Source organism: Streptomyces glaucus (assembly GCF_039533365.1).
In the GTDB taxonomy this organism is placed as follows: domain Bacteria; phylum Actinomycetota; class Actinomycetes; order Streptomycetales; family Streptomycetaceae; genus Streptomyces; species Streptomyces glaucus.
Map to the genome: position 1 here is coordinate 52,028 of NZ_BAAATK010000009.1, position 26,282 is coordinate 78,309.

General features: G+C 73.7%; 26 protein-coding genes. 15 read left to right on the forward strand and 11 right to left on the reverse strand.

Features of this window, described 5'->3' with window-relative positions; all coding sequences use genetic code 11:
• The first annotated feature begins 70 nt into the window (after window positions 1–70).
• The 3 genes from ABD363_RS09335 to ABD363_RS09345 all read left to right on the forward strand — a co-directional run bounded on the left by ABD363_RS09335 (window position 71) and on the right by ABD363_RS09345 (window position 1,936).
• Window positions 71–721, forward strand: a complete 651-nt coding sequence (locus ABD363_RS09335) for a helix-turn-helix domain-containing protein (RefSeq protein WP_344601581.1) — start codon at window positions 71–73, stop codon at window positions 719–721.
• 69 nt (window positions 722–790) lie between these two features.
• A complete protein-coding gene (locus tag ABD363_RS09340; protein WP_344601583.1) occupies window positions 791–1,474 on the forward strand; it encodes a hypothetical protein in 684 nt (227 codons plus the stop codon).
• A 129-nt stretch (window positions 1,475–1,603) separates the two neighbouring features.
• Window positions 1,604–1,936, forward strand: a complete 333-nt coding sequence (locus tag ABD363_RS09345; RefSeq protein ID WP_344601821.1) for a DUF2516 family protein — start codon at window positions 1,604–1,606, stop codon at window positions 1,934–1,936.
• A 108-nt stretch (window positions 1,937–2,044) separates the two neighbouring features.
• Here ABD363_RS09345 and ABD363_RS09350 read toward each other — a convergent pair whose 3' ends face one another.
• From ABD363_RS09350 to ABD363_RS09360, 3 genes are all read right to left on the reverse strand, one after another.
• Entirely contained in the window at window positions 2,045–3,382 is a 1,338-nt protein-coding gene (locus tag ABD363_RS09350) for a PP2C family protein-serine/threonine phosphatase (RefSeq protein ID WP_344601585.1), read from the reverse strand.
• 399 nt (window positions 3,383–3,781) lie between these two features.
• A complete protein-coding gene (locus ABD363_RS09355) occupies window positions 3,782–4,864 on the reverse strand; it encodes a C40 family peptidase (RefSeq protein ID WP_344601587.1) in 1,083 nt (360 codons plus the stop codon).
• Window positions 4,865–5,144: 280 nt separating this feature from the next.
• Window positions 5,145–5,930, reverse strand: a complete 786-nt coding sequence (locus tag ABD363_RS09360; RefSeq protein WP_344601823.1) for a class I SAM-dependent methyltransferase — start codon at window positions 5,928–5,930, stop codon at window positions 5,145–5,147.
• A gap of 351 nt (window positions 5,931–6,281) precedes the next feature.
• Between ABD363_RS09360 and mshA the strand changes: the two genes are divergently transcribed.
• Window positions 6,282–7,619 (forward strand): D-inositol-3-phosphate glycosyltransferase, encoded by a 1,338-nt coding sequence (mshA, locus tag ABD363_RS09365; protein ID WP_344601588.1) that lies wholly within the window; start codon window positions 6,282–6,284, stop codon window positions 7,617–7,619.
• Window positions 7,612–8,130, forward strand: a complete 519-nt coding sequence (locus tag ABD363_RS09370; RefSeq protein ID WP_344601590.1) for a type III secretion system chaperone family protein — start codon at window positions 7,612–7,614, stop codon at window positions 8,128–8,130. The genes mshA and ABD363_RS09370 overlap by 8 nt, the downstream gene beginning before the upstream one ends.
• Before the next feature lie 143 nt (window positions 8,131–8,273).
• Here the strand turns inward: ABD363_RS09370 and ABD363_RS09375 are convergent, their stop codons facing one another.
• Window positions 8,274–8,783 (reverse strand): hypothetical protein, encoded by a 510-nt coding sequence (locus ABD363_RS09375; protein WP_344601592.1) that lies wholly within the window; start codon window positions 8,781–8,783, stop codon window positions 8,274–8,276.
• A 56-nt stretch (window positions 8,784–8,839) separates the two neighbouring features.
• Window positions 8,840–9,658, reverse strand: coding sequence for a helix-turn-helix transcriptional regulator (locus ABD363_RS09380; RefSeq protein ID WP_344601594.1), 819 nt, complete (start codon window positions 9,656–9,658; stop codon window positions 8,840–8,842).
• A gap of 50 nt (window positions 9,659–9,708) precedes the next feature.
• Between ABD363_RS09380 and ABD363_RS09385 the strand changes: the two genes are divergently transcribed.
• Window positions 9,709–10,140, forward strand: a complete 432-nt coding sequence (locus ABD363_RS09385) for a DUF2000 family protein (protein ID WP_344601596.1) — start codon at window positions 9,709–9,711, stop codon at window positions 10,138–10,140.
• A 41-nt stretch (window positions 10,141–10,181) separates the two neighbouring features.
• Here the strand turns inward: ABD363_RS09385 and ABD363_RS09390 are convergent, their stop codons facing one another.
• Entirely contained in the window at window positions 10,182–11,504 is a 1,323-nt protein-coding gene (locus tag ABD363_RS09390; RefSeq protein ID WP_344601598.1) for an MDR family MFS transporter, read from the reverse strand.
• A 189-nt stretch (window positions 11,505–11,693) separates the two neighbouring features.
• Here ABD363_RS09390 and ABD363_RS09395 point away from each other — a divergent pair, with 189 nt between their 5' ends.
• Together ABD363_RS09395 and ABD363_RS09400 are read left to right on the forward strand one after the other, a co-directional pair.
• Window positions 11,694–12,455 (forward strand): phosphoglyceromutase, encoded by a 762-nt coding sequence (locus ABD363_RS09395; protein WP_344601600.1) that lies wholly within the window; start codon window positions 11,694–11,696, stop codon window positions 12,453–12,455.
• A gap of 431 nt (window positions 12,456–12,886) precedes the next feature.
• On the forward strand, window positions 12,887–13,351 hold the full coding sequence (locus tag ABD363_RS09400; RefSeq protein WP_344601601.1) for a hypothetical protein: 465 nt from the start codon (window positions 12,887–12,889) through the stop codon (window positions 13,349–13,351).
• Window positions 13,352–13,887: 536 nt separating this feature from the next.
• Here ABD363_RS09400 and ABD363_RS09405 read toward each other — a convergent pair.
• The 4 genes from ABD363_RS09405 to phoU all read right to left on the reverse strand — a co-directional run bounded on the left by ABD363_RS09405 (window position 13,888) and on the right by phoU (window position 17,910).
• Window positions 13,888–14,289 carry a DUF5955 family protein gene (locus ABD363_RS09405; RefSeq protein WP_344601603.1) on the reverse strand — a complete coding sequence of 134 codons (402 nt, stop codon included), beginning with the start codon at window positions 14,287–14,289 and terminating at the stop codon, window positions 13,888–13,890.
• 9 nt (window positions 14,290–14,298) lie between these two features.
• A complete protein-coding gene (locus ABD363_RS09410) occupies window positions 14,299–16,626 on the reverse strand; it encodes a hypothetical protein (RefSeq protein WP_344601605.1) in 2,328 nt (775 codons plus the stop codon).
• A 293-nt stretch (window positions 16,627–16,919) separates the two neighbouring features.
• Window positions 16,920–17,075 (reverse strand): hypothetical protein, encoded by a 156-nt coding sequence (locus tag ABD363_RS09415; protein WP_344601607.1) that lies wholly within the window; start codon window positions 17,073–17,075, stop codon window positions 16,920–16,922.
• A 145-nt stretch (window positions 17,076–17,220) separates the two neighbouring features.
• Complete coding sequence (gene phoU / locus ABD363_RS09420; RefSeq protein WP_344601609.1) at window positions 17,221–17,910, reverse strand: phosphate signaling complex protein PhoU; 690 nt, start codon at window positions 17,908–17,910, stop codon at window positions 17,221–17,223.
• 301 nt (window positions 17,911–18,211) lie between these two features.
• Here phoU and phoR point away from each other — a divergent pair, with 301 nt between their 5' ends.
• Both phoR and phoP read left to right on the forward strand, forming a co-directional pair.
• Window positions 18,212–19,543 (forward strand): two-component system sensor histidine kinase PhoR, encoded by a 1,332-nt coding sequence (gene phoR, locus ABD363_RS09425; protein ID WP_344601611.1) that lies wholly within the window; start codon window positions 18,212–18,214, stop codon window positions 19,541–19,543.
• Entirely contained in the window at window positions 19,540–20,220 is a 681-nt protein-coding gene (gene phoP / locus ABD363_RS09430) for a two-component system response regulator PhoP (RefSeq protein WP_344601613.1), read from the forward strand. The genes phoR and phoP overlap by 4 nt, the downstream gene beginning before the upstream one ends.
• A 77-nt stretch (window positions 20,221–20,297) precedes the next feature.
• Here the strand turns inward: phoP and ABD363_RS09435 are convergent, their stop codons facing one another.
• A complete protein-coding gene (locus tag ABD363_RS09435; protein ID WP_344601615.1) occupies window positions 20,298–20,966 on the reverse strand; it encodes a copper chaperone PCu(A)C domain-containing protein in 669 nt (222 codons plus the stop codon).
• Between the two features lie 623 nt (window positions 20,967–21,589).
• On the opposite strand from ABD363_RS09435, the gene ABD363_RS09440 reads away from it, so the two are divergent.
• The 5 genes from ABD363_RS09440 to rlmB all read left to right on the forward strand — a co-directional run bounded on the left by ABD363_RS09440 (window position 21,590) and on the right by rlmB (window position 26,205).
• Window positions 21,590–22,072 (forward strand): CarD family transcriptional regulator, encoded by a 483-nt coding sequence (locus ABD363_RS09440; protein ID WP_003953493.1) that lies wholly within the window; start codon window positions 21,590–21,592, stop codon window positions 22,070–22,072.
• Window positions 22,073–22,402: 330 nt separating this feature from the next.
• A complete protein-coding gene (ispD, locus tag ABD363_RS09445) occupies window positions 22,403–23,155 on the forward strand; it encodes a 2-C-methyl-D-erythritol 4-phosphate cytidylyltransferase (RefSeq protein ID WP_344601617.1) in 753 nt (250 codons plus the stop codon).
• Window positions 23,145–23,639 (forward strand): 2-C-methyl-D-erythritol 2,4-cyclodiphosphate synthase, encoded by a 495-nt coding sequence (ispF, locus tag ABD363_RS09450; RefSeq protein WP_344601619.1) that lies wholly within the window; start codon window positions 23,145–23,147, stop codon window positions 23,637–23,639. The genes ispD and ispF overlap by 11 nt, the downstream gene beginning before the upstream one ends.
• 119 nt (window positions 23,640–23,758) lie before the next feature.
• On the forward strand, window positions 23,759–25,156 hold the full coding sequence (cysS, locus tag ABD363_RS09455) for a cysteine--tRNA ligase (RefSeq protein WP_344601621.1): 1,398 nt from the start codon (window positions 23,759–23,761) through the stop codon (window positions 25,154–25,156).
• 107 nt (window positions 25,157–25,263) lie between these two features.
• On the forward strand, window positions 25,264–26,205 hold the full coding sequence (gene rlmB, locus ABD363_RS09460; protein ID WP_344601623.1) for a 23S rRNA (guanosine(2251)-2'-O)-methyltransferase RlmB: 942 nt from the start codon (window positions 25,264–25,266) through the stop codon (window positions 26,203–26,205).
• Window positions 26,206–26,282 lie beyond the last annotated feature (77 nt).

Genomic DNA, 26,282 nt, shown 5'->3' on the forward strand with positions numbered 1-26,282 from the left:
GACCACCCATGTGGCGCACTCTTGCAAGCGGTCGCTTGCAAGAGTTAGCACGGTGGGGCATCGTGGAGACATGGCATCGCTCAACGTCGGCAATCTCGGTGAGTACCTGCGCGAACAGCGGCGCACCGCGCAGCTGTCGCTCCGGCAGCTCGCCGATGCCGCCGGGGTGTCCAATCCGTATCTGAGCCAGATCGAACGCGGACTGCGCAAGCCGAGCGCGGAGGTGCTGCAGCAGGTCGCCAAGGCGCTGCGGATCTCCGCCGAGACGCTGTACGTGCGGGCCGGCATCCTCGACGCCGAACGGGATCGGGACGAGGTGGAGACCAGCGCCGTCATCCTCGCCGATCCCACGCTGACGGAGCGGCAGAAGCAGGTGCTGCTCCAGATCTACGAGTCCTTCCGCAAGGAGAACGGGTTCGGGATCGCCCCCGACGGGGCCGGCGACACGGCCCGGGACGAGGCACCCGTTCGGGACGAGGCATCCGTCCGGGACGAGGCGGACGCGCGGTACGAGGCATCCGTCCGGGACGAGGCGGACGCGCGGTACGACGCCCCGGACAGCGGCGCCGCCGCGGCCGGCCCCCGCACGGCCGGTGGCGACGGCACCGCGATACGCCGCACGCGCGGCGGCGACGGCGGCGGCACCGCCGGGCACGCGACCGCCGCGCGTCGCCCCCGCACGACCGGCGACGACGCCGGCCCGCAGCAGCCGGCCGGCTGAGCAGGAGCAGCCGGCCTCCAGCGCGGGACCCACACCACCCCCAGCCGAACGATCCGGAGGACCAGCACCATGGCCATCACCGACGACCTGCGCAAGACCCTCAGCGACCCGACCCCGCTCTACTTCGCGGCGGGCACCGCCGACCTGGCCCTGCGGCAGGCCAAGAAGGTGCCCGCCCTGGTGGAGCAGCTGCGCGCCGAGGCCCCGGCCCGGATCGAGGCCGTGCGCAACACCGACCCGAAGGCCGTCCAGGAGAAGGCGACCGCCCGCGTCAAGGAGACCCAGGAGGCCCTCCAGGCCAAGGTCGGCGGGTTCCTCAACACCCTCGACACCGACCTGAAGAAGCTCGGCAGCAACTTCGACGCGGACCTGAAGAAGCTCGGCGAGACCGCCCAGGACCTCGCGCTGCGCGGGGTCGGTGTCGCCGCCGAGTACGCCGTCAAGGCCCGGGAGACCTACGAGAAGGTCGCCGAGCACGGCGAGAAGGCCGTGCGCACCTGGCGCGGCGAGGCCGCCGAGAGCATCGAGGACCTCGCCCAGGGCGTGGAGGAACTCGCCGTGGCCGTCGAGCCGGACCCCGAGCCGGCCGAGGCCAAGGAGGAGACCAAGCCCGCCGGGACCAACGGGGTCAAGCCCGCCGGGACCGGGGCCGGCGGGACCGGGACCGACGACGACTCGGAGGGGAAGGCCGCCGCCGCCAAGAAGGCCCCGGTGCGCAAGGCCACCCCCAGGAGGACGACGTCCGCCGAGTGACACGGCGGCGCCCCGCGCGGGCCGGGCACTTCGGGAGTGCCCGGCCCGTTCTGCGGGTAGCGGACCTGCGCTTGCGGGTACGGTGACCGCGTAGAGGACGACCCGAGTCTGGTGGTGGACGTTGTGCTGATGCAGGGGTTCGCGGGGTTCATGTGGCTGCTGAGCATCGCCCTGATCCTTTTCAGCGGCTTCGCGCTGATCGACGCCGCCACGCGCCGGGAGGACGCCTACCGCGCGGCCGACAAGCAGACCAAGCCCTTCTGGCTGATCATCCTCGGGCTCGCCTTCGTGGTGAACCTGATCTTCAACATCCTGTCGTTCCTGCCGATCATCGGTCTCATCGCGACGATCGTGTACATGGTCGACGTCCGGCCGGCCCTGCGCGGCCTCCCGGGCGGCGGCCGCAGCCGCCGCGGCTCCAGCAGCGACGGGCCGTACGGGCCGTGGAACGGCGGACGGTGAGGCGCCCGCCGGGACGGTTCCCGGCCCGCGGAACCCGGACCGCCGGCCCGGCGGAACCGGCCCGGGCAGCCGCCGGGTCCCGGCGTCCGGGCCGCCGGCCCGGCGGGATCACCGCGCCCGGTCCAGCAGCAGGACCGCCACGTCGTCGGCCAGTTCGCCGCCGTTGAGGTCGCGGACCTCGTTCACCGCCGCCCGCAGCAGCTCCTCACCGCGCAGGCCGGAGGCGATCTGCCGGCGGACCATCGCCACCATGCCCTCCTGGCCGAGCCGTTCCCGGCCCGCGCCGACGCGGCCCTCGATCAGACCGTCGGTGTAGAGCATCAGGCTCCACTCGGCGCCCAGCTCCACCTGCATCCGGGGCCAGCGGGCCCCCGGCAGCAGCCCGAGCGCCGGGCCGTTGTTCTCGTACGGCAGCAGCCGCGCGGGCCGGTCCGGACCGGCGATCAGCGGCGCCGGGTGGCCCGCCAGACACAGGCCGGCGCGGCGGCCGTCCGGCGCGATGTCCACCGTGCACAGCGTCGCGAAGATCTCGTCGTCCGCCCGTTCGTGCTCCAGCACCTCCTGCAGCGTGCCGAGCAGCCGATCGCCGCAGAGCCCGGCCAGGGTCAGCGCGCGCCACGCGATGCGCAGCTCCACGCCGAGCGCCGCCTCGTCCGGTCCGTGGCCGCAGACGTCGCCGATCATGGCGTGCACGGTGCCGTCCGCGGTGCGGACGACGTCGTAGAAGTCGCCGCCGAGCAGGGCGCGCGAGCGGCCCGGGCGGTAGCGGGCGGCGAAGCGGAGCGGGGAGCCCTCCAGCAGGGGGGTGGGCAGCAGGCCGCGCTGCAGCCGGCGGTTCTCCTGCGCGCGCACCCGGCTCTCGGCGAGCCGCCGCTCGGCCGAGTCGGAGCGCTTGCGCTCCACGGCGTACCGGATCGCCCGGCTCAGCAGCCGGCCGTCCAGCTCGTCGCGGAACAGGTAGTCCTGGGCGCCCACCCGCACCGCCTCCGCGCCGCGCTCGGCGTCGCCGGACGCGGTGAGCGCGAGGACGGCGTGCCGGGGCGCGAGCTCCAGCACGTGCCGCAGCACCGCCAGCTCGTCGTCCTCGTCGCCCGCCCGGCCCGGCGCGGACAGGGCGAGGTCCAGCAGGATGCAGTGGACGTCGTCGGTCAGCAGCCGCTCGGCCTCGGTGAGGTTGCGGGCCGTGCGGACGCGGATCGGCTTGCCGGCCTGGTCGAGCAGGTCGGGCACGATGGGCGAGCCGGCCGGATCGTCCTCGATCAGCAGCAGCGTCAGATGGGCGTGAGTGGTGTTCCCGGTCTTGTCCGCGGTGGTCCGGGCGGTGTCCGCGCGGTGCGCCCCTTCCGCGGAGCGTTCCCCGGAGGGCCCGGCGGCTGGGGACGCGGCCTGCGCCTGACCGCTCTCCACGGCCGGGATCGCTCTCTGCCGCGGTACGGGTACGGGCATCTTCTCGGGTTCCTTCCCTCCCCCCGAGGGCATGGCGGGGGCGAGGGTCTCGGCCCTTCCCCGAGCTCTCCGGTCCGGTCGAGCGGGGATGCCCCAAGCCGGGACCATAGCGGGTGCCGATACCGCGGCGGAATGACGCGACGCACGCCGTCGGCCCGTCCACCGCCGTCATCTGCCGCTTCCCGCACGGCAGTTGGGCGTCCCGGCCGGGGGCGGGGATGACGAACGTCACGTCCTGAACGGGTTTGGCGACCGGTTCGGCGTGGAGTGCGTCACAGGGCGCGCGGCGCGGGCGGGACCCGCGCGTCCGGCGGCCGGGGCCCGTACGGCCGGTTCCGCGGCCCCGGACCGCCCCGGGCGCGCGACGCCGCGGGCCCGGGGCCCGTCCGCCCGCCGCCCTCACGCGTCCGGCCGCACCACTCCCAGGATCGGCATCGATCCCGCTCCCGCCGTCGTCACCGTCCGCCCCGGGCGCGGGGCGTGCACCATGGTGCCGTCGCCGACGTACAGCGCCACATGGCTGGCGTCGGCGAAGTAGACGATCAGGTCGCCGGGGCGCATGGCCCCGACGTCGACGCGCTTCAGCTGCCGCCACTGCTGCTGCGAGGTGCGCGGAACGGCCAGCCCCGCCGCCGCCCAGGCCCGGGAGGTCAGCCCGGAGCAGTCGAACGTCTCCGGCCCCTCGGCGCCCCACTCGTACGGCTTGCCCACCTGGGCGGTGGCGAACTCCACCGCCTTCCTGCCCTGCTCGGACGCCGCGCCGTCGATCTCCCGCAGGACGCCGGAGCCGAGCCAGGCGGTCTGCGCCCGCTGGGCGGCCTCCCGCTCCAGCCGGGCCAGGCGCTCCTTCTCCTCCTGCTCCAGCTGGGACTCCAGCTTCTCGGCGGCCTCTATCCGCTTCTCGACCCGCTTCCGCGCCTCGGCCTCGGCCCTGCGGCTCTCCTCCAGCTTCCGCCACCGGGCGGAGGCGTCCCGGGCGTACAGCTCCAAGTCCTCCTGGGCGCGGTTCAGTTCCCCGATCAGGCCGTCGGCCGCCCGCTCGCCCTGGAGCACCCGGCCCGTGCCGTCGAGGAACTCCCGGGGGTCGTCGCTGAGCATCAGGCGGGCCTCGTCCGGCAGGCCGCCGGTGCGGTACTGGGCGCGGGCGGCGGCGCCCGCGCGGTCTCTCAGCCCGGCCAGCCTCGCCCGGCCCTCGGCGGTCTTCTTCGCCAGTCCGGCCAGCTCGGCGGACTGCTTCCGGACCTTCTCCTCGGCGGCGTTGTACAGGTCCGTCGCGCGGGCCGCCTGGCGGTAGAGCGTGTCGAGCCGCTCGCGCACGGCCTCCAGGTCCTCGCCGGGCGCGGCGGTCGCGGAGGCGCCGGCGGAGGCGCTCGGGGAGGGCGCCGGAGCCGGTGCGGCGAACGCCGTGCCCGGTGCCGTCGCGGTGACCGCGCAGAGCACGGCCACGGCCGCCGTGATCAGGCCACGCCTGCCCGTTCCCATACCCGTGTCCCCCCACTGATCGACCGCCGGCAGCCCGGGTCGCCGGGGGGATCGTGCCATGCCGGCGCGCAGAACGACAGAGGCCGTGCGCGCGGCGGCAGGGCCGTGCGACGGCCGTACGGGGGCGGCGCTCCCCGCCGCCCGCCCGGCCCCCCTCCCCGCCTCCGACGTCCCGGCCCGTCCGCCCGGCGATCCCCCCGCCGTGACGAACGGCCCGCGGCGACCGTTCCCCGCGCCCCGTTCCCCGCGCGCCGCGCCCGGCGCCCGGCGCGCCACGCCGTCAGCCGCGCGGCGCCAACGCCTCCCACCGCACGGTCACTTCGCCCTGCCGCCAGCGCGCCGGCCCGTCCGTCACCGGCCAGTGGCCCGTGAGGTCCCGCACCGCGCGGATCCAGCGCTGGCGGGCGCCGTAGGAGGCGTAGGGCGCGGCGGCGGCCCAGGCGCGGTCGAAGTCGCGCAGGAAGGCGTGCACCGGTTCGCCGGGGACGTTGCGGTGGATCAGCGCCTTCGGCAGGCGCTCGGCGAGGTCGGAGGGGCGCTCCAGGGAGCCCAGCCGGGTCGCGAAGGTGACCGTGCGCGGCCCCTCGGGGCCGAGGGCGACCCAGACGTGCCGGCGCCCGATCTCGTCGCAGGTCCCCTCCACCAGCAGCCCGCCGCGGGAGTGCCCGACGGCCGGGGCCAGGCGGGCGCACAGCCGCTCCCAGACGCCGGCGACCTCGCCCTCCTCGTACTGGCGCAGCACGTTCGCGGCGCGGATGAGCAGCGGCCGCTGGGGGATCGGGATCTCGAAGCCGCCGTGCCGGAAGGTGAGCCCCTCACGCGCGTACGGCCGGGCCGCCGCGACCCGCGCCGGTTCGATCTCGACGCCCACCACGCGCGTGCGGGGCGCCGCCGCGCGCAGCCGGTGCAGCAGCTCGACCGCGGTCCAGGGGGCCGCCCCGTATCCGAGGTCGACGACGACGGGGTCGGCGGCGCGGCGCAGCTCGGCGCCGTGCACGGCCGCGATCCAGCGGTCCATCCGGCGCAGCCGGTTCGGGTTGGTCGTCCCGCGCGTGACCGTCCCCACCACGGGGGTCCCCCTGTTCGGGCGAGGCCGGGAGCGGGGGAGGGGCGCTGCGCGGGCTGTCATGGATACGAGGGTAGGCGGGTACCCGTGCGGCCGGGCCCGCCGCGCGCCCCGCTCGATCCCCCGCTCCTTCCCGTTCGGCACCGTCCGCGCGGCAGCCTCCGCACAGGACCGCGCCCCGCCCGCCGCGCACCCGCCACGCGGATTGCGCCCGAACAGTTGAGCGAGTGCTGGTAATGATTCGGCAAAGCCCGTGAACCGGGAAATGGAGTGCCGCCCTCCGGTGTTGCATCCCTCCGGGGGGTGCCGTGTGCCCCCGCAAGGCCCGCCCGCAGCAAGGAGGAACGCCACGTGAGCCAGTACGTCAGCAGGCTCGGGCGTCGCTCCCCGGCGTCCCCCCCGCGGCTCAGGCTGCACCGGCGTCCCCGCCGGGTCGCCATGCTCTCCGTGCACACCTCCCCGCTGCACCAGCCCGGCACCGGCGACGCCGGCGGCATGAACGTCTACATCGTGGAGCTCGCCCAGCGGCTCGCCGCGATCGACATCGAGGTCGAGATCTTCACGCGCGCGACCACCGCCGCCCTGCCGCCCACCGTCGAACTGGCCCCCGGCGTCCTCGTCCGGCACGTCGACGCGGGCCCCTACGAGGGCCTCGCCAAGGAGGACCTGCCGGCGCAGCTGTGCGCCTTCACGCACGGCGTGATGCAGGCGTGGGCCGGTCACCGCCCCGGCCACTACGACCTGGTGCACTCGCACTACTGGCTCTCCGGCCACGTCGGCTGGCTCGCCGCCCAGCGCTGGGGCGCCCCCCTGGTGCACGCCATGCACACCATGGCCAAGGTCAAGAACGCCAACCTGGCCGACGGCGACACCCCCGAGCCCGCCGCCCGGGTCATCGGCGAGACGCAGGTGGTCGCCGCCGCCGACCGGCTGATCGCCAACACCGCCGAGGAGGCCGGCGAACTCGTCCGGCACTACTCCGCCGACCCCGCCAGGGTCGCCGTGGTGCACCCCGGCGTGAACCTCGACCGCTTCAGCCCGGCCGACGGCCGGGCCGCCGCCCGCGCCCGGCTCGGTCTCCCGCAGGACGCCCTGATCCCGCTCTTCGCGGGCCGCATACAGCCCCTGAAGGCCCCCGACGTGCTGCTCCGCGCGGTCGCCGTCCTGCTCGACCAGCGCCCCGAGCTGCGGGCGAACATCGTCGTCCCGGTCGTCGGCGGCCCCAGCGGCAGCGGCCTCGCCAAGCCCGAGGGACTGCAGAAGCTCGCCGCGCGGCTCGGCATCGCCGACGTCGTACGGTTCCGCCCGCCCGTCGGCCAGGACCGGCTCGCGGACTGGTTCCGGGCCGCCTCGGTGCTGGTGATGCCCTCCTACAGCGAGTCCTTCGGACTGGTCGCCATAGAGGCGCAGGCGGCCGGCACGCCCGTCCTCGCCGCGGCGGTCGGCGGCCTCCCGGTGGCCGTGCGCGACCGGGAGACCGGCTTTCTGGTGCGCGGCCACGACCCCGCCGACTACGCGCGCGTACTGGGCGACTTCGCCGACGACCCCACGCTGTCCGCCCGGCTGGGCGCGGCGGCCGCCCGGCACGCCCAGTCCTTCGGCTGGGACACCGCGGCCGCCGCCACCGCCGACGTCTACATGGCCGCCGTGCACGCCCACCGCCGTCGCGTACGCTCCCCCCATGGCTGATCGAGACAGGGCTGACGGAGAGAAGACGGCGGCGCGGACCGTCGAGGCCGTCCTGGAGGACGCCGAACTGGAATGGGAGAGCCCCGCGCCCGGCAGTTACGTGGTCAAGCTCCCCGGCACCCGCAAGCTCTCCACGACGGTCTCCCTGATCGTCGGCCGGCACTCGCTCTCCCTGAACGCCTTCGTGATCCGCCACCCCGACGAGAACGAGGCGGCCGTCCACCGCTGGCTCCTGGAGCGCAACCTGAAGCTGTACGGCGTGAGCTACGCCGTCGACCGGCTCGGCGACGTCTACGTGACCGCCCGGCTGCCCCTGTCCGCCGTGACCGCGCAAGAGATCGACCGCCTGCTCGGCCAGGTCCTGGAGGCGGCGGACGGCGCCTTCAACACGCTCCTGGAACTGGGCTTCGCGTCGGCGATCCGCAAGGAGTACGAGTGGCGGGTGTCGCGGGGGGAGTCGACGCGCAACCTGGACGCCTTCGCGCACCTCACGCGGCGGACCCAGGAGTAAGCCAGGAGGAGAGCCCGCCGGGGCCGCCCGCGGCCGGCCGGGTCCCGTCGGACCCGGGCGGGCGAACGGCCCGGGGGCCCCGCGCGGTTCGCCCGCTTCCCGTCCTCTGCTCTCCTGCCCGTCCCGCCCGCTCGTCCGTCCGCCTAGCCGTCGAGTTCGTCGGCGAAGGCGCGCAGGGCGTCGGCCAGCTCCTTCTTCGTGGGCAACTGGTCGACCTTCTCGTCGAGTTCCGCGATGCGCCGGTCGAGCTCCGCCAGGTCGGCCGGCGCGGAGGGGCCGGCCGAGGGCTCGCCGGGGGCGGGTTCGCCGGTGGTCGGCGGATGGCTCGGTGCGTCGCTCGGGCTGGGCGGGGGGCCCGGGTCCCAGCCGCCCGTGCCGCCGTCGGTCGAGCCGCCGGTGCCGTCGCCGGGGACGGCGGTGCCCTCCTCGGGCGACGGGTCCGGGAACGGCTCGCCGGCCGACGGGGTGGGGCCGGAAGGCCGCTCGTCCTCCGCGCCGTCCGCGAGGGCGACGCCCACGCTCAGCGCCACCAGGGCCGCCGCCCCCGCGACGGCGGCCGAGACGCGTCCGGCCCGTCCGGCGCGCGGGGGGCGCGAGTCGGTGCCGGAATCCTGGAATTCCTGTGCCTTCCGTGTACTTCGTGAATCCTCCATGGAGGCGACGCTATCCGGCGGGATCGCCGGAGGGACGGCTTCCGCGGATTCCCCGGTCAGCCGGCCGCGCCGGCCCGGTCACCCGCCCCGCGCGCGTACCGCCCCGGCGTGACCCCCACCAGCCTCCGGAAGTGCCGGGTGAGATGGGACTGGTCGAAGAACCCGGTCTCCGCCGCGACCTCGCCCGGCGGCCGGCCGGCGAGGAGCAGCCGGCGGGCACGGTCGACGCGGCGGGAGTTCAGGTACTGGTGCGGCGCGATGCCGAAGGCGGCGCTGAACGCCCGTACGAGATGGGCGGGATGGGCCTGGAGCAGGGCGGCGGCCTCGGTCAGCGTGATCCCCGGCACGAGCCGCTCGTCGAGGAGGTCGCGCAGCCGGCGGGCGAGGGGCGGGTCGGGGCGCGGGGCGGGCGGGGCCGAGCGGGGCCGCAGCCGGGCGCGCAGCAGCTCGCCGAGGAGCGTCAGGCGGCTCTCGGCCTCCAGTTCCTCCCCGGGCCGGGCCAGCGCGGTGTGCAGCCGGCCGACGCGCCGCCGCAGCAGGGGGTCGCGCAGGTCGGGGGCGTCGACGGCGGGCCCGATGAGGTCGGTGCCGAGCAGCGAGGTGTCCAGGTACAGCACCCGCTTGCGGAAGCCGTCCGGGGTGGCGGGGGAGCCGTTGTGCGGCACGTGCGGCGGCAGCAGGGACACCGTGTCGTGCGGGGTGCCGTGCTCCTGCCGGTCGAGGTCGTAGCGCACGGCGCCGTCGTCGACGATGAGCAGCGTCCAGGCCTGGTGGACGTGCATCGGGTAGGCGTACTCCGTGAAGCGGGCGTGGAAGACCTCCACGACGCCCGGGATCTGCGGGCGCCAGGCGGAGACCTCCCGTTGCGCGGCCATGCAAAGAACGTACAAGACGCCGCGGCGGGCCCGTCGGCAGTGTGGGGCGCATGAACGACCACGCCGAGCCCATCCGCTTCGACACCAAGATCGCCGTCCTGCTCCGCGAGGACCTGGAGCCCTGGCAGCGCCTCAACGTCACCGCCTTCCTGGTCAGCGGCCTGGGCACCCAGGTCCCCGAGGTGATCGGGGAGCCGTACGAGGACGCGGACGGCGTGTCCTACCTGCCGATGTTCCGCCAGCCGGTCCTGGTCTTCGAGGGCACGAAGGAGACGCTGACCCGGGCCCACGCGCGCGTGCTGTCCCGGTCCCTGCCCCGCGCCCTGTTCACGAGCGACCTGTTCACCACGGGCAACGACCGCGACAACCGGGCGGCGGTGCGGGCCGTGCGGACGGAGGAGCTGGACCTGGTGGGGCTCGCGGTGTACGGGCCGAAGAACGCGGTGGACAAGGTGCTGAAGGGGGCGCGGATGCACCCGTGAGCGTGCCCGCCGGCCTCCCGGGCGCCGGGAGGCCGGCGGCATCACGCCGCGCCGACCTCCTCCGCCCGGGCCGCCGGAGGCCGCGCGGGCGCCGCCTCGCCGGTCTTCCCGGTCCCCCCGGCCTTCCCGGCCTCTCCGGTCTCCTCGGCCTCCCCGGTCTCCTCGGCGGGCAGCCGGCGCATCAGCGCCGCGTACCCGGCCGCCGCCCCCGTGCCGATCACCGCGCACATCCCCCACAGCCACTCCGCCCCGAGCCGGTCGATGACGAAGCCGGACATCAGCGGGGCGACGAGGGCGGCGACGGACCAGGACAGCGTGTACATGCCCTGGTAGCGGCCGCGCCCCCGGAGCGGGGAGAGCCGGACGACGAGCCCGGTCTGCACCGGCGCGTTGACCATCTCGCCCAGGGTCCACACACAGACGGTGAGGGCGAAGACCCAGACCGACCCGGCGAAGGCGGTGAGCCCGAAGCCGTACCCCGCGAGCAGCGACGACACCACGAGCAGCCGCCGGGCGTCCCGGCGCTCGACGAACCGGGTGACGGGAATCTGCAGCGCGACGATCAGCACACCGTTGACGGCGATGGCCAGACCGTAGTCGGCCGGGGTGAACCCGGCCTCGCCCATGGCGACCGGCAGCCCCACGGACCCCTGCTGGAAGACGAGCGCGACGAGGAAGGACAGCCCGACGACGCTCATGAACCGCCCGTCGCGCAGCACGGTGCCGAGGCCGACCGGGTCCTCGCCCTCCGCGTCCCCCGGCGCGGCGGCCGGCCGCGACTCGGGCACCTTCAGGAAGACCACGACGGCACAGACCAAGGTCATCCCCGCCTCGATCAGGAACCCGGCGAGATAGCTGACCTCGGCGATGAACCCGGCCGCCATGGAGGACACGGCGAATCCGAGGTTGATGGCCCAGTAGTTCAGGGAGAAGGCCCGGATACGGTCCTCGGGCCGCACGATGTCGGCCATCATCGCCTGCACGGCGGGCCGGGAGGCGTTGCTCGCCATGCCGACCAGGAAGGCGACGGCCGCGATGGCGACCGGGTGCTGCACGAAGCCGAGCAGGGCGACGGACACCGCGGTGGACGCCTGGGCGAGCAGCAGCGTCGGCCGCCGCCCGAGCCGGTCGGTCATCACCCCGGCGCCCAGGGAGGAGATCACCCCGCCGAGCCCGTGCAGCGCGGCGACGAGACCGGCGTACGAGGCGGAGTAGCCGCGGTCGAGGGTCAGGTACAGCGCCATGAAGGTGGCGACGAAACCGCCGAGCCGGTTGACGAGCGTGCTGGTCCACAGCCACCAGAACGCCCGGGGCAGCCCCGCGACGGTCTCGTGCGCGGCACGTCTCAGCTGGGCGAGCGGCATGGAGGTCCCCCCGGATGTGAGAAGAGGTGCGAGGAACGCGGGAGACGCGGAAGATGTAAGCGTCCCAGGCGGCATCCACAACTTACGAGCAGGGGTGATCGGGGCACCACTCAATTAACAGATGCCGTCAAACGTCCGGCTGCCGGGCGGCCACGCGCGAGGGCGAACACCTGGATTACGCTCTGAGACATGGCCGACGCACCGTACAAGCTGATCCTCCTCCGCCACGGCGAGAGCGAGTGGAACGAGAAGAACCTGTTCACCGGCTGGGTGGACGTCAACCTCACCCCGAAGGGCGAGAAGGAGGCGACGCGCGGCGGCGAGCTGCTCAAGGACGCCGGTCTGCTCCCCGACGTGGTCCACACCTCCCTCCAGAAGCGCGCCATCCGCACCGCGCAGCTCGCGCTGGAGGCCGCCGACCGCCTCTGGATCCCGGTCAAGCGCTCCTGGCGCCTGAACGAGCGCCACTACGGCGCCCTCCAGGGCAAGGACAAGGCCCAGACGCTCGCCGAGTTCGGCGAGGAGCAGTTCATGCTGTGGCGCCGCTCCTACGACACCCCGCCGCCCCCGCTGGACCGCGACGCCGAGTACTCCCAGTTCTCCGACCCGCGCTACGCCACGCTGCCGCCGGAGCTGCGCCCGCAGACGGAGTGCCTGAAGGACGTCGTCGTCCGCATGCTGCCGTACTGGTTCGACGCCATCGTCCCCGACCTCCTGACCGGCCGCACGGTCCTGGTCGCCGCCCACGGCAACAGCCTGCGCGCCCTGGTCAAGCACCTCGACGGCATCTCCGACAAGGACATCGCGGGCCTGAACATCCCCACCGGCATCCCCCTCTCCTACGAGCTGGACGCCGACTTCAAGCCGGTCAACCCCGGCGGCACGTACCTCGACCCGGAGGCCGCCGCGGCGGCGATCGAAGCGGTCAAGAACCAGGGCAAGAAGAAGTAACCGCCCCGAACAAGCCCCCTGCCTGCGGGTTCCCCGCCGGGAGGGGGCTTTTCGCTACCTCTGGGCCGTCGCGGGCCGTGTCCGGTTACGAGCGAGGCTTCGTGAGAATCCTGACCTCCACCTGGAAGGCCGGCAGGAACACCGTCACGGCAGGGGCCACCCTCGGTGCTGCGGGACCAGACACCGGGGGCGCCGATCGCGCCGCCGACGAGGACGAACGGGAGCTCCCGGGGGCCAGGCAGAACGCGAGGCAGGGCGTGACCACATGCCCTTGTCCAGCTGCGCGTTCCGGTATCCCGCCACGGATCCCCGCGATGCACCGACGGAGACGAGAGCCACCCCCCACCAGGAATGCCGAGGGCATCGCCGACTTGGCGCCAAAGTTGGGCCGGCGGCCCACCCATGGCGGCGAGACGTGATCAGCTTGAGGCGTGGAGTCCATCATCGCCAGCGCCATAGCCGTTCTTGGAACCCTGCTTGGGTCGGGGATCACTCTGGCGTTCCAGCAGCGCACCACCGACAGGAGCCATCAGTTCACCCGCCGCGAGAAGCTTCGGCAGGAGCGACTCGACGCCTACTCCGCCTACGCCGGCGCACTGGTCAACTATCGCCGCTGTCTGATCCATCTGTGGTTCTGTGAGCATGAGCAGCCGCCACCGGAGGACCCCGACGCGGTGCGCATCCGCGCCTACGACTTGCGCTCCAGCGCCCAGGAGGCCCTGTTCCGGGTGCAGATGCTGACGGATGACAACAGGCTGAGCCGGACCGCGGAAGACGTGCTGGCGGACATCACGGAACTGTCGAAGGCGGACGCCAGGGCTGAGCTGGACGAGCTGAGAGCACGGACCCGCGACGACATCAGCCGACTCGTCGGCGCAGCGAAGCAGCACCTTTGAGGTACTTGCCCAGGTCCCTGGGCTGGTTCAGAACGCCGACGGACCGCACCACAACCGCACCGGATCGCGCGGGGAACAGCGGGCGACCGCGGTGACCGGGGCAGCGCCCGTCGAGGCCCCGAGCAAACCGCTCATCCAGGTCAGCGCCGGGGCCGGCCCCAAAGACGCGCAGCTTCCCGAGCCGAGGGCTCGGGCACTGTGGTCACGGGCCGGCCGTTACGGGTTGCTCCGGTCGACGGCAACGGCAGCGTGGCCGAGGCCGGTGGGGGTGCAGCGAGGCACACGCGTGCCTGGCCGGCCGGCTGACTCGCCGTCGTGGTTGTTTTTCGTCGGCTGAGGTTCAGACACCGTATCGAAGACCTCGGCGCCGGCCAGACGGTCCTGCGCGGGCAGGGCTGGGCCGTCCCTGGGCGGGTTCCCCGCCGGGAGGGGGGCTTTTCGCCGCCTGCGGGCCGTCTCCGGAACGGCGCGGGGCAGCCGTCCGGTCGTCCCGCGAGCAGGGGCGGCCGGTTCGCCGCCGTCGCCCGGACGCTCCGTCAGGCCCCCAGCACTCCCCGCACCGCCTGCGCCAGTTCCCCGACCGCGACGGCGAGCGGGGCCACCGGCTGGGCGAACGCGGTCAGGCGGTCCAGGGCGCGGCGCAGGACCGGGGGCTGCGGCTCCTCCTCGTCGAGTTCCTCGCGCAGGCGCCGCAGTTCCGTGGTGGTGGCGTCGGGGTCGGCCAGTTCCGAGCGGTGCTGCTCCAGCAACTGCTCGATCTGCGCGAGGAGTTCGCCGATGCGGGCGGCCTGCCCGGTGTCCTGCGCCCGGAAGCCGACCGAGCCGGAGAACGCCTGGGCGCGGTGGCCGATCGCCTGGTTGCCCACGTAGTGGGTGCCGCCTTTGATCACCAGGCCGTTGTTGACGGGAGGGTCGTGACGGCCGTCGTCGTTGCCCATGGGAACTCCTTACTTCCCGGAGCCGCCGGCGGCACCGGCGGCGGCCGGTCCCGGCTGCTGCGTGACGTGCTGCGTGGCGCTGGCCCCGGCGCCGATCGCCTGGTTGCCGATGATGCTCATGCCGCCCTGCTGGATGAGGCCCTGGTTGAGGATGGTCTGCTGCTGACTGCGGAAGTCGGTGGTGTCGTAGCCGCGGGCGTCGAGGAAGGCGCGGATCGCGGCGAGGGCGTGGCGTTCCACCGCGGACGTGATCCGTCCGGCGTCCACGACCTGGAAGTAGTTGTGGTATTCGGGGCTCAGCGCCATCTCCCGTACGCTCAGCCGGGCGCCCTGGTCGAAGAGCGGGTCCTGCTCCATGGCGGTCAGTTCGTCCACCGTCCGCCGGGTGTGCCGGACCTCGAAGCGGGCGTGGCGCAGCGCGCGGGACGGAGCGCGGAGGAACGCGGGACCGGTGCGGGAGAGGGCGGTCACCAGCAGCCCGCGCCGCCGCTCGGGGGTGAGGGGATCGCTCAGGTGGTCCACGACGTGGTAGGCGGCGTCCACGGGGCCGAGCACATGGACGTCGCAGTGCAGGTGCAGGGTCCTGCCCGCGGCGGCGAAGTGCAGGAACACGCTCGGCACCACGTCCCCGCCCCACAGCGGCACGTGGACCGCCAGGCAGTGGCGGACCGCGCCGGTCGGGCGCAGCATGATCTCCTCGACCGTCTCGGGCGACAGCCGTGCGGCCGGGGCCAGGCCGTCGGGCGCCGTGAACCGGCTGTCGCCGCCGACGATCGTGCCGTTCGCGAAGATCCGGTCCTCGACGACGAGGGACCCGAGGGCCTCCGGGTCGGCGTCGGCCGTCCCCCCGGCGTCGCCGCGCGCGGCGATCGCGCGGAGCCGTGCGCGCAGGTGGCCGACGAGTTCGACGACGGTGAAGGCCTCCGGCTCACCGGGGCCCGCCCCCGTGTCGACGGGGTCGTCGGCGGGCAGCAGCGGCACGGCGATCGACCAGCTGGAGACGGTCTCCGCGTAGCCGATGAACGGGGAGAACCCGCTGTAGACGGTGACGTTCCCGTCCCGCGCCCGCTCGACGGCCGCCAGCCGGTCGGCGAGCCACTCCCCTCGGGGCAGGGGCGGCGGGGACTGCCGCGCGAACGCCTCGCGGGTCATGGTGGTGCGCAGCAGCCGGTCGGTGTCCAGTTCGTGCCGCGCCACCGTCACGTACGCGAACAGCATCGCGCCGACGGACGCGAGCGCGGCAGGCACCCCGGCCAGGTAGGCGCCGAGCAGCCAGCCCGGGAAACCGGACACGGGCAGCGACGCGACGGCGGTGCCGAGGAGGAAGGCGCCGAGCGCCGCCGCCCCGGCCCTGACGCCGGCGTTCACCAGCACCCCGCCGCCGGGCTGGAGACGGCCACGGGTGGCCCGGCCCGGCCGGGAGCGGTCCGCCGCCGTGACGAGCGACAGGAGCACCGCGGTGAACACCAGCCAGAGCGGTGCGAGCACCGCCACCACCCCGAACGTCCCCGCCAGCCGCAGGTCGCGGCGGTGACGGAGTTCCCGGGCCGCCAGGCAGTGGCGGGCCACCGCCACCAGGTCGACATCGGGCGAGGGCGCCACGGCGCCGGTCTCGTCGGCCAGGACGTCCTCCACCACCCGGTCGGCGAACCTCTCGTCGACGTGGGCCGCGGCGCACAGATACCGGGTGACGTCTCCCGGCGCGCTCCCGACCGGCGTGTGCACCTGCGAGGCCGCCATACCGGTCTCTCCCTTCCTCCGACGGAGCGGCGCCTTGGCGGCGCCGGCGGATCCGGCGCGGCGCGGGCCGGTGAACCCGGAGCCCCCGGCCCGCGGCGGCCCGGCGACCAGGAGGGCGAGGAGCACCCCTGCTACCAGGCCGAAGGCGAGGGGCGCGTGCAGCAGGTGGTTCCGCAGGTCGCCGAGGGACAGGTCCGCCTCGTCGACGAAGACTTCGAACAGGCCCCACTGCAGCAGGGCCACGAGTTCGGACACCAGCACGCCCACGACGAGGCAGGCGAACCGGCCCGGGGCCCCGCGGTTCGCCAGCCACGTCGTGGCGGAGGCGAGCGCCACGACGAGGACCAGGACGCTGAGGTCGTTCACGACCACCACGGACGCGCTGAGGTACTCGTCGGGGGACACCGCCCACCCCGGGACGAACGCCCCCTCGACCAGCCATCGCACGGGGTGGTTCCCGTACTGCGCCACGTAGAGGTCCAGCACGTGCTCCTGTACCCAGGGGCTGCCCACGACCAGGAGGAGCAGGCACAGCAGCGTGACGCGCCCGCGTAAGGACGAACGCGTCCCGGACGCACTCCGCCTGGACAAGGACACTGGGGTCCCCCCGTCGCCGCTCCCCGGATTCCGTGGCCGCACCTTATGGCAATCCCCCTTCGAGGCAGCCGTGAATCCGCGAACTTCCTTGAGAGAGCGGGAGGTTGGTGTGGTTTCCGGGGGAGCTGGGACGAGGGGGCACTGTTGCCGGTCGGGCGTGAGCGCCCTCGGGCGTCCCAGGCCCTCCCGGCCCCCGGCCCGTCCGCGTCCGCGAGGGCGACCGCACGCCGAAGGGCCCCGGCGTCGGCACCGGAGCCCTTCGGGTCGTACGCGACCGGTGGCGGCGTACGCCGTCAGCCGCACTGACAGGGCGCGCCCGACTGGCACCCGCAGCCGCAGCCCGATCCGCAGCCGCACGCGCCGATCAGCGTGAGGTTCCTGATCTCGGCGGGCTGCTCGGTCCGGCGTTCCTGCGCGGGGTCGGGCGTCGTGCTGGGGGATTCGGCCATGGTCCCTCCTCGAGGCTGGTGCCTGGGCCCATTGGACGCCTGCTCCGCTGGGCGCATCAACGGCGCACAGTGGCTTGCGCCCGCCTCGCTCCGGCCCCTTCGCGCCGGGGCCGGGCCGGGCCGCGGCCCCGCTCGGCCCGGCCCCTCAGGCCCCCTCGACCTGCGCGACCGGCTGGATGTCCGGCTGCAGCTCGTCCGCGTGCTCGCCCGTCACCAGGTACACCACCCGCTTGGCGACCGCGACGGCGTGGTCGGCGTACCGCTCGTAGTAGCGGCCGAGCAGCGTCACGTCGACGGCCGTCTCGATGCCGTGCTTCCAGCGGTCGTCGATCAGGTGCTGGAAGAGCGTGCGGTGCAGCAGGTCCATCGCGTCGTCGTCCTGCTCCAGCTGCAGCGCCAGGTCGATGTCCTTGGTGATGATCACCTCGGCGGCCTTCGCCATCAGGCGCTGGGCGAGCTGGCCCATCTCCAGGATGGTCGCGTGCAGGTCCTGCGGGACCGCGCGCTGCGGGTAGCGCAGCCGGGCGAGCTTCGCCACGTGCTGGGCGAGGTCGCCGGAGCGCTCCAGGTCGGCCGACATCCGCAGCGAGGTCACCACGATCCGCAGATCCGTCGCCACCGGCTGCTGCCGCGCCAGCAGGGCTATCGCCCGCGCCTCCAGGTCGTGCTGGAGCTCGTCGATCTTCTGGTCGGCCTCGATCACGCTCTCGGCCAGCTTCAGGTCGGAGTCGAGGATGGCGGTCGTGGCGCGCCCGATCGCCGACCCGACCAGCCGGGCCATCTCCACCAGACCGTCGCCGATCGAGTCCAGTTCCTCGTGGTACGCGTCCCGCATCAGGGTTCCTCTCGTACGTGTCGTTCGGGGGTCCGGGCGCCGGTGCCCGGCCGTATCGGTGCCCTGTCAGTGTCCTGCCGCAGCTCCGCCGGTGCCCTGCCGGGAGCGGCGGCAACCGCGGCCGCCGGCCGTGACCGGGCCGGTCCGTACCCCCACGGTTCCACGTTCCGGCCCGTACGCGACCGTTTCCGGCATCCCGAATGAACCAATACTGGCTCCAAGGTGAACTCTGGGCGACGAGTGTTCGAGGTCGCCCCCTGACTGCTGTGGGGATGTCGTACCCCGTGCCTAACCTGGACGCATGGACGTGAACGCGGCGGTCGCCGCAGCGGCAGCGATCGCCGGTGTGCTCACCGGTGTCATCGCCATGCTGGCGTTCCGCTGGAGCGAGCGGGAGCAGAAGCGCCCGACCCGCACCTCCCTGCACACCGACCCCGTGCTGCCGCCGGGCGTGGACACGGTGCTCTCCGTGCTGCGCTCCTCGGCCGTCGTGCTCGACGAGGCGGACGCCGTGGTCAAGGCCAGCTCGGCCGCCTACGCCCTCGGCCTGGTCCGCGGCGGCAAGCTCGCCGTCGAGCCCATGCTGCAGATGGCCCGCGACACCCGGCGGGACGGGGAGATACGGCAGGTCGAGCTGGACCTGCCCCGGCGCGGCACCGGACGGGGCGAGGCCCTCGCCGTCTCCGCGCGGGTGGCGCCGCTCGGCTCCCGGCTGGTGCTGCTGCTGGTCGAGGACCTCACCGAGGCCCGCCGCATCGAGGCGGTGCGGCGCGACTTCGTGGCGAACGTCAGCCATGAGCTGAAGACCCCGGTCGGCGCGCTCTCCCTGCTCTCCGAGGCCGTCATGGACGCCAGCGACGACCCCGAGGCGGTCCAGCGCTTCGCCGGCCGCATGCAGATCGAGGCGACCCGTCTGACCAACCTCGTGCAGGAGCTCATCGACCTCTCCCGGGTGCAGAACGACGATCCCCTGGAGGACGCCGAGCCGGTGCGCGTGGACGAGCTCGTCGCCGAGGCCATCGACCGCTGCCGGCATGCGGCCGGCACCAAGCAGATCACCATGGCCGCCTCGATCAAGGGGGCCGAGGAACCCTCCGCCGAGGGCGCCGGCGGGCGCCGGGCGGGCGCGGCGGACCTGCACGTGTGGGGCAACCGCGGCCAGCTCGCCGCCGCGCTCGGCAACCTCGTCGAGAACGCCGTCAACTACTCGCCCGCCCGCACCCGCGTCGGCATCGCCGCCCGCAGGGTCGGCGCACCCGGCGGCGACATGATCGAGATCGCCGTCACCGACCAGGGCATAGGCATATCCGACAAGGACAAGGAGCGCATCTTCGAGCGCTTCTACCGCGTCGACCCGGCCCGCTCCCGTGCCACCGGCGGCACGGGGCTGGGGCTGGCGATCGTCAAGCACGTGGTCGCCTCGCACGGCGGGGAGGTCACGGTGTGGAGCGCCGAAGGCCAGGGCTCCACCTTCACCCTGCGGCTGCCGGAGGCGGGAGCGGCCCGCGACCGCGCCGAGCAGGTCTCCGCCCGCGCGGAACGCGCAGGTCTCGACGGCGAGGCCGGGCGGTCCACGACTTCCCCCCACACATCCCCGTACGAAACGCTTCCCGCTCCGGAGGTCCTTCCGTGACCCGTGTGCTCGTCGTCGAGGACGAGGAGTCCTTCTCCGACGCCCTGTCGTACATGCTCCGCAAGGAGGGCTTCGAGGTCGCCGTCGCGACCACCGGGCCCGACGGACTCGACGAGTTCGAGCGCAACGGCGCCGACCTCGTACTCCTCGACCTGATGCTGCCCGGGCTGCCGGGCACCGAGGTGTGCCGCCAGCTGCGCAGCCGCTCCAACGTCCCCGTGATCATGGTCACCGCCAAGGACAGCGAGATCGACAAGGTGGTCGGTCTGGAGATAGGAGCCGACGACTACGTCACCAAGCCGTTCTCCTCGCGTGAGCTGGTCGCCCGCATCCGCGCGGTGCTGCGCCGCCGCGGCGAGCCGGAGGAGGTGGCCCCGGCCGCCCTGGAGGCCGGTCCGGTCCGGATGGACGTCGACCGGCACGTCGTCACCGTCGGCGGCACCAAGGTCGACCTGCCGCTGAAGGAGTTCGACCTGCTGGAGATGCTGCTGCGCAACGCCGGCCGGGTGCTGACCCGGATGCAGCTCATCGACCGGGTGTGGGGCGCCGACTACGTCGGCGACACCAAGACCCTGGACGTCCACGTCAAGCGCCTGCGCGCCAAGATCGAGCCGGACCCGGGGGCGCCGCGCTATCTGGTGACGGTCCGCGGCCTCGGCTACAAGTTCGAGCCGTAGGCCGGACGGCGGTACGACGTGAAGAAGGGCGGGACCCCTTGGAGGGGTCCCGCCCTTCTTCACGTCGTCGCGGCCGCTCAGTGACCGGCCGCGTGCTCCTCGGCCGACTCGGACGCCGTCGCGCTCGCGGAGGCGGCGTCGGTCGGGGTGGTGGCCGGCGTGCCCGACGCGGACGCGGACGGCTGCCCGGAGGCCCCCTGCGCCGGCGTGGCGCCGGCGCCCGGCGTGGCCGGGACCGCGGACGGGCCCCAGGAGGCGAAGTAGTGCTCGGCCGGCACGACGAGCGCCGACAGGTGGACGTCGCCGGTCTTGTCGAAGGTGAAGGTGACCTTCTGGGCGTTGCCGTCCTGGATGACCTGGCGGCCCTCGGACAGGACGGCGGAGGCGTTGCCCTCGCCGCCGATGATGAGCGAACCGCCGGCCGGGACGGTCAGGCTCCCGCTCTCGGCGGGGGTGAGCTCGACGGCCTCGCCCGCGCCGGCGACCTTGACCGACTCCAGCTTCTGGTCGGTCCGGCCGTTGTTGAACACGGTCGCGGAGAGCGCGACCGGACCCGCCGTCTCCTGGTCGGACTGGGTGATGAAGGCGACGTTCTGGACCTGGATGTCGCCGACGGTCGTCGCCGCGTTGTCCGGCTTGACCTGCAGGGTCTGGGCTTTGTGACCGGCGCCGCACGCGGCGAGCGAGGCGATCGAGAACGCGATGGCGGCGGCGGCGAGGGCGCCGCGTCGAAGGCTGCTGCTCACGGCGGCGGCAACTCCTTGACTTGAGCGAGACGGCGGATAAAGCCGTGCTAAGTGTCTGTCAGCGGCCATAGGTTACCGAGCCGTTCCCGAGCCGCCGCACCCGACCCTCCCCTGAGGCCCCCGGCTTCCCCCGAGCAGCCCGGTCGGCCCCCGGTAAGTGACGGGTGGGTCACATTGGTGCCGGTGCTCGTCCGGCATTCACATAAGTGCCGTGGCATACCCCGCTCCGGACGCGCGAAATTTCCGTGAAGGAATGCGCGCCCGCCTCGGAATTGATCACCTGGGGATCACCGCGGGTTCGGCTCGGGCGCCCCGTGATCAATTCCGGAATCGTCCGGAACCCGGCTTCGGACACCGAACGGAGTAGCGGAAGTCCAACCCTTGGAAGCGGACATATCAGGATGTTTCGTCTCTCGAGCGACCCTCCGGATGTGTGTGACGGCCGCGTTTCGCTCGCCCCGGACAACGGCTCCGACCTGCGAATACCTTCGTCCGCTCGCCCGGCGAAGCACGCCCCCGATGCTGTTGTCAAGCCCCGAGATATGCCCTGACCTGCGAAAACGCCATTCAGAAGACGCCGTATCCGTGTTACCCTGGATAGCCACGGAAGGGGTACCTGTCACATGACGTTCAAGGTTGGCGACACCGTGGTCTATCCCCATCACGGGGCCGCGCTGATCGAGGCCATCGAAACTCGCCAGATCAAAGGCGTGGACAAGACCTACTTGGTGCTGAAGGTCGCCCAGGGTGACCTGACGGTGCGTGTGCCAGCGGACAATGCGGAGTTCGTCGGCGTGCGTGATGTGGTCGGTCAGGACGGGCTGGACCGGGTCTTCGAGGTGCTGCGCGCGCCGTACGCCGAGGAGCCCACGAACTGGTCGCGTCGTTACAAGGCAAATCTGGAGAAGCTCGCCTCCGGCGATGTCATCAAGGTCGCGGAAGTGGTGCGTGACCTGTGGCGCCGTGAGCGCGAGCGCGGACTCTCCGCCGGTGAGAAGCGCATGCTCGCCAAGGCCCGCCAGATTCTGGTGAGCGAGCTCGCCCTCGCGGAGAACACCAACGAGGACAAGGCCGAGGCCCTGCTCGACGAGGTTCTCGCTTCCTGATCCGAGGCGCAGACCGCTCAGGTCGGTCAGTTTCAGCCCAGCGCGATGCCGCGGTGCCCGATGACACGTCTCCTGTCGCCGGGCGCTGCGGCATGTTCGTCCCCGGACGCCGTACGTATGTCCCCGGGCGCCGTACGCGGTACGTATGTCCCCGTCGGGGACGATCATGCCTCCCCGCTACTGTGTGCCGGGTCCGGGCGGCCGGCTCGACCCGGGTCACGGAAAGGGTCCGGTCAAGGCGCCGCGCCCGGCACTTCCCGGACTCCGGGAGCAGGGGGCACGCCCAGGCCATACCCACCCGGACCGAGCACACAAACCTGACAGGAACCGATGTCTGACGATTCACGTCCGTCCCCCGCGCCGTCCGCCGTCGCGGCCGTGATCCCGGCCGCCGGCCGGGGCGTACGCCTCGGTCCCGGCGCTCCCAAGGCGCTCCGCGCGCTGGGCGGCACCCCCATGCTCATCCACGCGGTCCGCGCGATGGCCGCCTCCCGCGCCGTCTCCCTGGTGGTCGTCGTGGCCCCGCCGGACGGCGCCGCCGAGGTGAGGTCGCTGCTCGACGCGCACGCGCTGCCGGAGCGGACCGACTTCCTCGTGGTCCCCGGCGGCGCGTCCCGCCAGGAGTCCGTCCGGCTCGGCCTGGCCGCGCTGCCGCCCGGTCACGACATCGTGCTGGTGCACGACGCGGCCCGGCCGCTGGTGCCGGTCGACACGGTGGACGCCGTGATCGAGGCGGTCCGCGACGGCGCCCCCGCCGTCGTGCCGGCGCTGCCGCTCGCCGACACCGTCAAGCAGGTCGAGCCCGCGCCGGCCCCCGGCGACCCGGAGCCGGTCGTCGCCACCCCGGACCGCTCCCGGCTGCGCGCGGTGCAGACCCCGCAGGGCTTCGACCGGGCCACGCTGGTCCGCGCCCACGAGACGGTGACCGGCGACGTCACCGACGACGCGAGCATGGTCGAGCAACTCGGGCAGCCGGTCGTGGCCGTGCCCGGCCACGAGGAGGCGTTCAAGGTCACCCGCCCCCTGGACCTGGTCCTCGCGGAGGCGGTCCTGGCCCGCAGGAGGCTCAACGATGGCTTCTGAGCAGCCCGTGCTGCCCCAGGTCGGCATCGGCACCGACATCCACGCCTTCGAGGAGGGCCGCGAGCTGTGGTGCGCGGGCCTGAAGTGGGAGGGCGAGGGACCCGGGCTGGCCGGTCACTCCGACGCGGACGTCGTCGCGCACGCCGCCTGCAACGCCCTGTTCTCCGCCGCCGGGCTCGGCGACCTCGGGCAGCACTTCGGCACCGGGCGCCCGGAGTGGTCCGGCGCGTCGGGGGTGACGCTGCTGACCGAGGCCGCGCGGATCGTGCGGGAGGCCGGCTTCCGCATCGGCAACATCGCGGTCCAGGTCGTCGGACCCCGCCCGAAGATCGGCAAGCGTCGCGACGAGGCCCAGAAGGTCCTCTCGGAGGCGGCCGGAGCCCCCGTGTCGGTCTCCGGCGCGACGACGGACGGCCTCGGCTTCCCGGGCCGCGAGGAGGGCCTGATGGCGGTGGCCACCGCCCTGGTCGTACGGACGGCCTGACAGCGGGGGCGCGGCGGGCGGGGGCGCGGACCCCGGCGCGTCCGCACGGGACAACGCGCCCGCCCCCCGCTTCGGCCCGTCCGTCCGCCGCACGCCCCTTCGCCCACTACCCTGGACCCGTGACTATTCGCCTGTACGACACCAGCGCCCGGCAGATCCGTGACTTCACCCCGCTCAGGCCGGGCTGTGTCTCGATCTACCTGTGCGGCGCCACCGTGCAGGCCGCACCGCACATCGGGCACATCCGCTCCGGCCTGAACTTCGACATCATGCGCCGCTGGTTCGAGTACCGCGGCCACGACGTCACGTTCGTCCGCAACGTCACCGACATCGACGACAAGATCATCAGGAAGGCGGCGGAGCAGAACCGTCCCTGGTGGTCCATCGGCTACGAGAACGAGCGGGCGTTCGACGACGCCTACACCGCCCTCGGCTGCCTGCCGCCCACCTACGAGCCGCGCGCCACCGGCCACGTCACCGAGATGATCGAGATGATGCGCACGCTCATCGAGCGCGGCCACGCCTACGAGGCCGACGGCAGCGTCTACTTCGACGTCCGGTCCTGGCCCTCCTACCTGGAGCTGTCCAAGCAGGACCTGGACGAGATGCGGCAGCCCGCCGAAGAGGGCATCACCGGCAAGCGGGACCCGCGCGACTTCGCCATGTGGAAGGCGGCCAAGCCCGGCGAGCCGGACTGGGAGACGCCCTGGGGCCGGGGCCGTCCGGGCTGGCACCTGGAGTGCTCGGCGATGGCGCACAAGTACCTCGGCTCCGCCTTCGACATCCACGGCGGCGGGCTGGACCTGATCTTCCCGCACCACGAGAACGAGATCGCGCAGGCCAAGGCGTTCGGCGACGACTTCGCCCGGTACTGGGTGCACAACGCCTGGGTCACCATGAGCGGCGAGAAGATGTCCAAGTCGCTGGGCAACTCGGTGCTCGTCTCCGAGATGGTCAAGCAGTGGCGGCCCATCGTGCTGCGCTACTACCTGGGCACCCCGCACTACCGCTCGACCATCGAGTACAGCGAGGAGTCGCTGCGCGAGGCCGAGTCCGCGTTCGCGCGCATCGAGGGCTTCGTGCAGCGCGTGGTGGAGAAGGCGGGCGAGGTCGAGCCCGCCGCCGAGGTGCCGCCCGCGTTCGCCGAGGCCATGGACGACGACCTGGGCGTGCCGCAGGCGCTCGCCGTGGTGCACACCACCGTCCGGCAGGGCAACAGCGCGCTGGCCGCCGACGACAAGGAGGCCGCCGTGGCGCGCCTCGCCGAGGTCCGCGCCATGCTCGGCGTGCTGGGCCTCGACCCGCTGGACGCGCACTGGGCCGGCGAGGGCGACCGGGGCGAGGACCTGCACGGCGTCGTCGACAGCCTGGTACGGCTCGTCCTCGACCAGCGCGAGGCCGCCCGGGCCCGCAAGGACTGGCCCACCGCGGACGCCATCCGCGACCAGCTGGGCCAGGCCGGCCTGGTCATCGAGGACAGCCCGCAGGGCCCGCGCTGGAGCCTGGGGCCGCGCTGAGCCCGGCCGGCCCGGTGATCGACTGTGCCGTCCGGCCCTCCGGGCGGCACACTGCAGACACGTACGTACGCACACACTCCCGTAACAGAAGCGGAGACTGGTAACTCATGGCCGCGAACAACCGCCGCATGTCCGGCAAGAAGGGCGCGCAGGTCGGCAGCGGCGGCAAGCGGCGCCGGAGCCTGGAAGGCAAGGGGCCCACGCCCCCCGCCGAGATGCGCAAGGGCCACCCCAAGCAGCGCGCCGCCCAGGCGAAGGCGCGCCGTGCCCACGGGCGGGCGCAGGCCCGGCGCGGCGGCGGCAGGTCGGCCGCCGAGCTCGTCGTCGGCCGCAACCCGGTCGTCGAGGCACTGCGCGAGGGCGTGCCCGCCTCCACGCTCTACGTGCAGCAGTTCATCGACAACGACGAGCGGGTGCGCGAGGCGCTGCAGCTCGCCACCGAGCGCGGCGGGATCAACCTCATGGAGGCCCCGCGCCCCGAACTCGACCGGATGACGGGCGGGCTCAACCACCAGGGCCTCGTCCTGCAGGTCCCGCCGTACGAGTACGCCCACCCCGAGGACCTGCTCGACGCCGCCGCCGACGAGGGCGAGGACCCGCTGATCGTCGCCCTCGACGGGGTGACCGACCCGCGCAACCTCGGTGCCGTCGTCCGCTCGGTCTCCGCGTTCGGCGGCCACGGCGTCGTCGTGCCCGAGCGGCGCGCGGCCGGCATGACCGCCGGCGCCTGGAAGACCTCCGCCGGCACGGCCGCGCGGACGCCGGTCGCCCGCGCCACCAACCTGACGCGCGCCCTGGAGGCGTACAAGAAGGCCGGCGTCGTGGTCGTGGGCCTGGCCGCCGACGGGGAGGTCGAGGTCGGCGAGCTGGACGCGCTGGAGGGGCCCGTCGTCATCGTCGTCGGCAGCGAGGGCAAGGGGCTGTCCCGGCTGGTCGGCGAGACCTGCGACTTCCGGGTGCGGATCCCGATGCCGGGCGGCGCGGAGTCGCTCAACGCCGGTGTCGCGGCGGGCGTCGTGCTGTACGAGGCGGCCCGCAGGCGTGCCTGAACGGACGTTCGGCGCCCTCACCCGCTCGGGGTGTTCCCCGTGTCCAGGGCGAGCTTGACGCGGTCCGGACAGATCCG

Coding starts and splice junctions, on each gene's coding strand:
- ABD363_RS09335 (WP_344601581.1), top strand. CDS start 71: ATGGCATCGCTCAACGTCGGCAATCTCGGTGAGTACCTGCGCGAACAG.
- ABD363_RS09340 (WP_344601583.1), top strand. CDS start 791: ATGGCCATCACCGACGACCTGCGCAAGACCCTCAGCGACCCGACCCCG.
- ABD363_RS09345 (WP_344601821.1), top strand. CDS start 1,604: ATGCAGGGGTTCGCGGGGTTCATGTGGCTGCTGAGCATCGCCCTGATC.
- ABD363_RS09350 (WP_344601585.1), bottom strand. CDS start 3,382: ATGCCCGTACCCGTACCGCGGCAGAGAGCGATCCCGGCCGTGGAGAGC.
- ABD363_RS09355 (WP_344601587.1), bottom strand. CDS start 4,864: ATGGGAACGGGCAGGCGTGGCCTGATCACGGCGGCCGTGGCCGTGCTC.
- ABD363_RS09370 (WP_344601590.1), top strand. CDS start 7,612: ATGGCTGATCGAGACAGGGCTGACGGAGAGAAGACGGCGGCGCGGACC.
- ABD363_RS09375 (WP_344601592.1), bottom strand. CDS start 8,783: ATGGAGGATTCACGAAGTACACGGAAGGCACAGGAATTCCAGGATTCC.
- ABD363_RS09380 (WP_344601594.1), bottom strand. CDS start 9,658: ATGGCCGCGCAACGGGAGGTCTCCGCCTGGCGCCCGCAGATCCCGGGC.
- ABD363_RS09385 (WP_344601596.1), top strand. CDS start 9,709: ATGAACGACCACGCCGAGCCCATCCGCTTCGACACCAAGATCGCCGTC.
- ABD363_RS09390 (WP_344601598.1), bottom strand. CDS start 11,504: ATGCCGCTCGCCCAGCTGAGACGTGCCGCGCACGAGACCGTCGCGGGG.
- ABD363_RS09395 (WP_344601600.1), top strand. CDS start 11,694: ATGGCCGACGCACCGTACAAGCTGATCCTCCTCCGCCACGGCGAGAGC.
- ABD363_RS09405 (WP_344601603.1), bottom strand. CDS start 14,289: ATGGGCAACGACGACGGCCGTCACGACCCTCCCGTCAACAACGGCCTG.
- ABD363_RS09415 (WP_344601607.1), bottom strand. CDS start 17,075: ATGGCCGAATCCCCCAGCACGACGCCCGACCCCGCGCAGGAACGCCGG.
- phoU (WP_344601609.1), bottom strand. CDS start 17,910: ATGCGGGACGCGTACCACGAGGAACTGGACTCGATCGGCGACGGTCTG.
- phoR (WP_344601611.1), top strand. CDS start 18,212: ATGGACGTGAACGCGGCGGTCGCCGCAGCGGCAGCGATCGCCGGTGTG.
- ABD363_RS09440 (WP_003953493.1), top strand. CDS start 21,590: ATGACGTTCAAGGTTGGCGACACCGTGGTCTATCCCCATCACGGGGCC.
- ispD (WP_344601617.1), top strand. CDS start 22,403: ATGTCTGACGATTCACGTCCGTCCCCCGCGCCGTCCGCCGTCGCGGCC.
- ispF (WP_344601619.1), top strand. CDS start 23,145: ATGGCTTCTGAGCAGCCCGTGCTGCCCCAGGTCGGCATCGGCACCGAC.
- rlmB (WP_344601623.1), top strand. CDS start 25,264: ATGGCCGCGAACAACCGCCGCATGTCCGGCAAGAAGGGCGCGCAGGTC.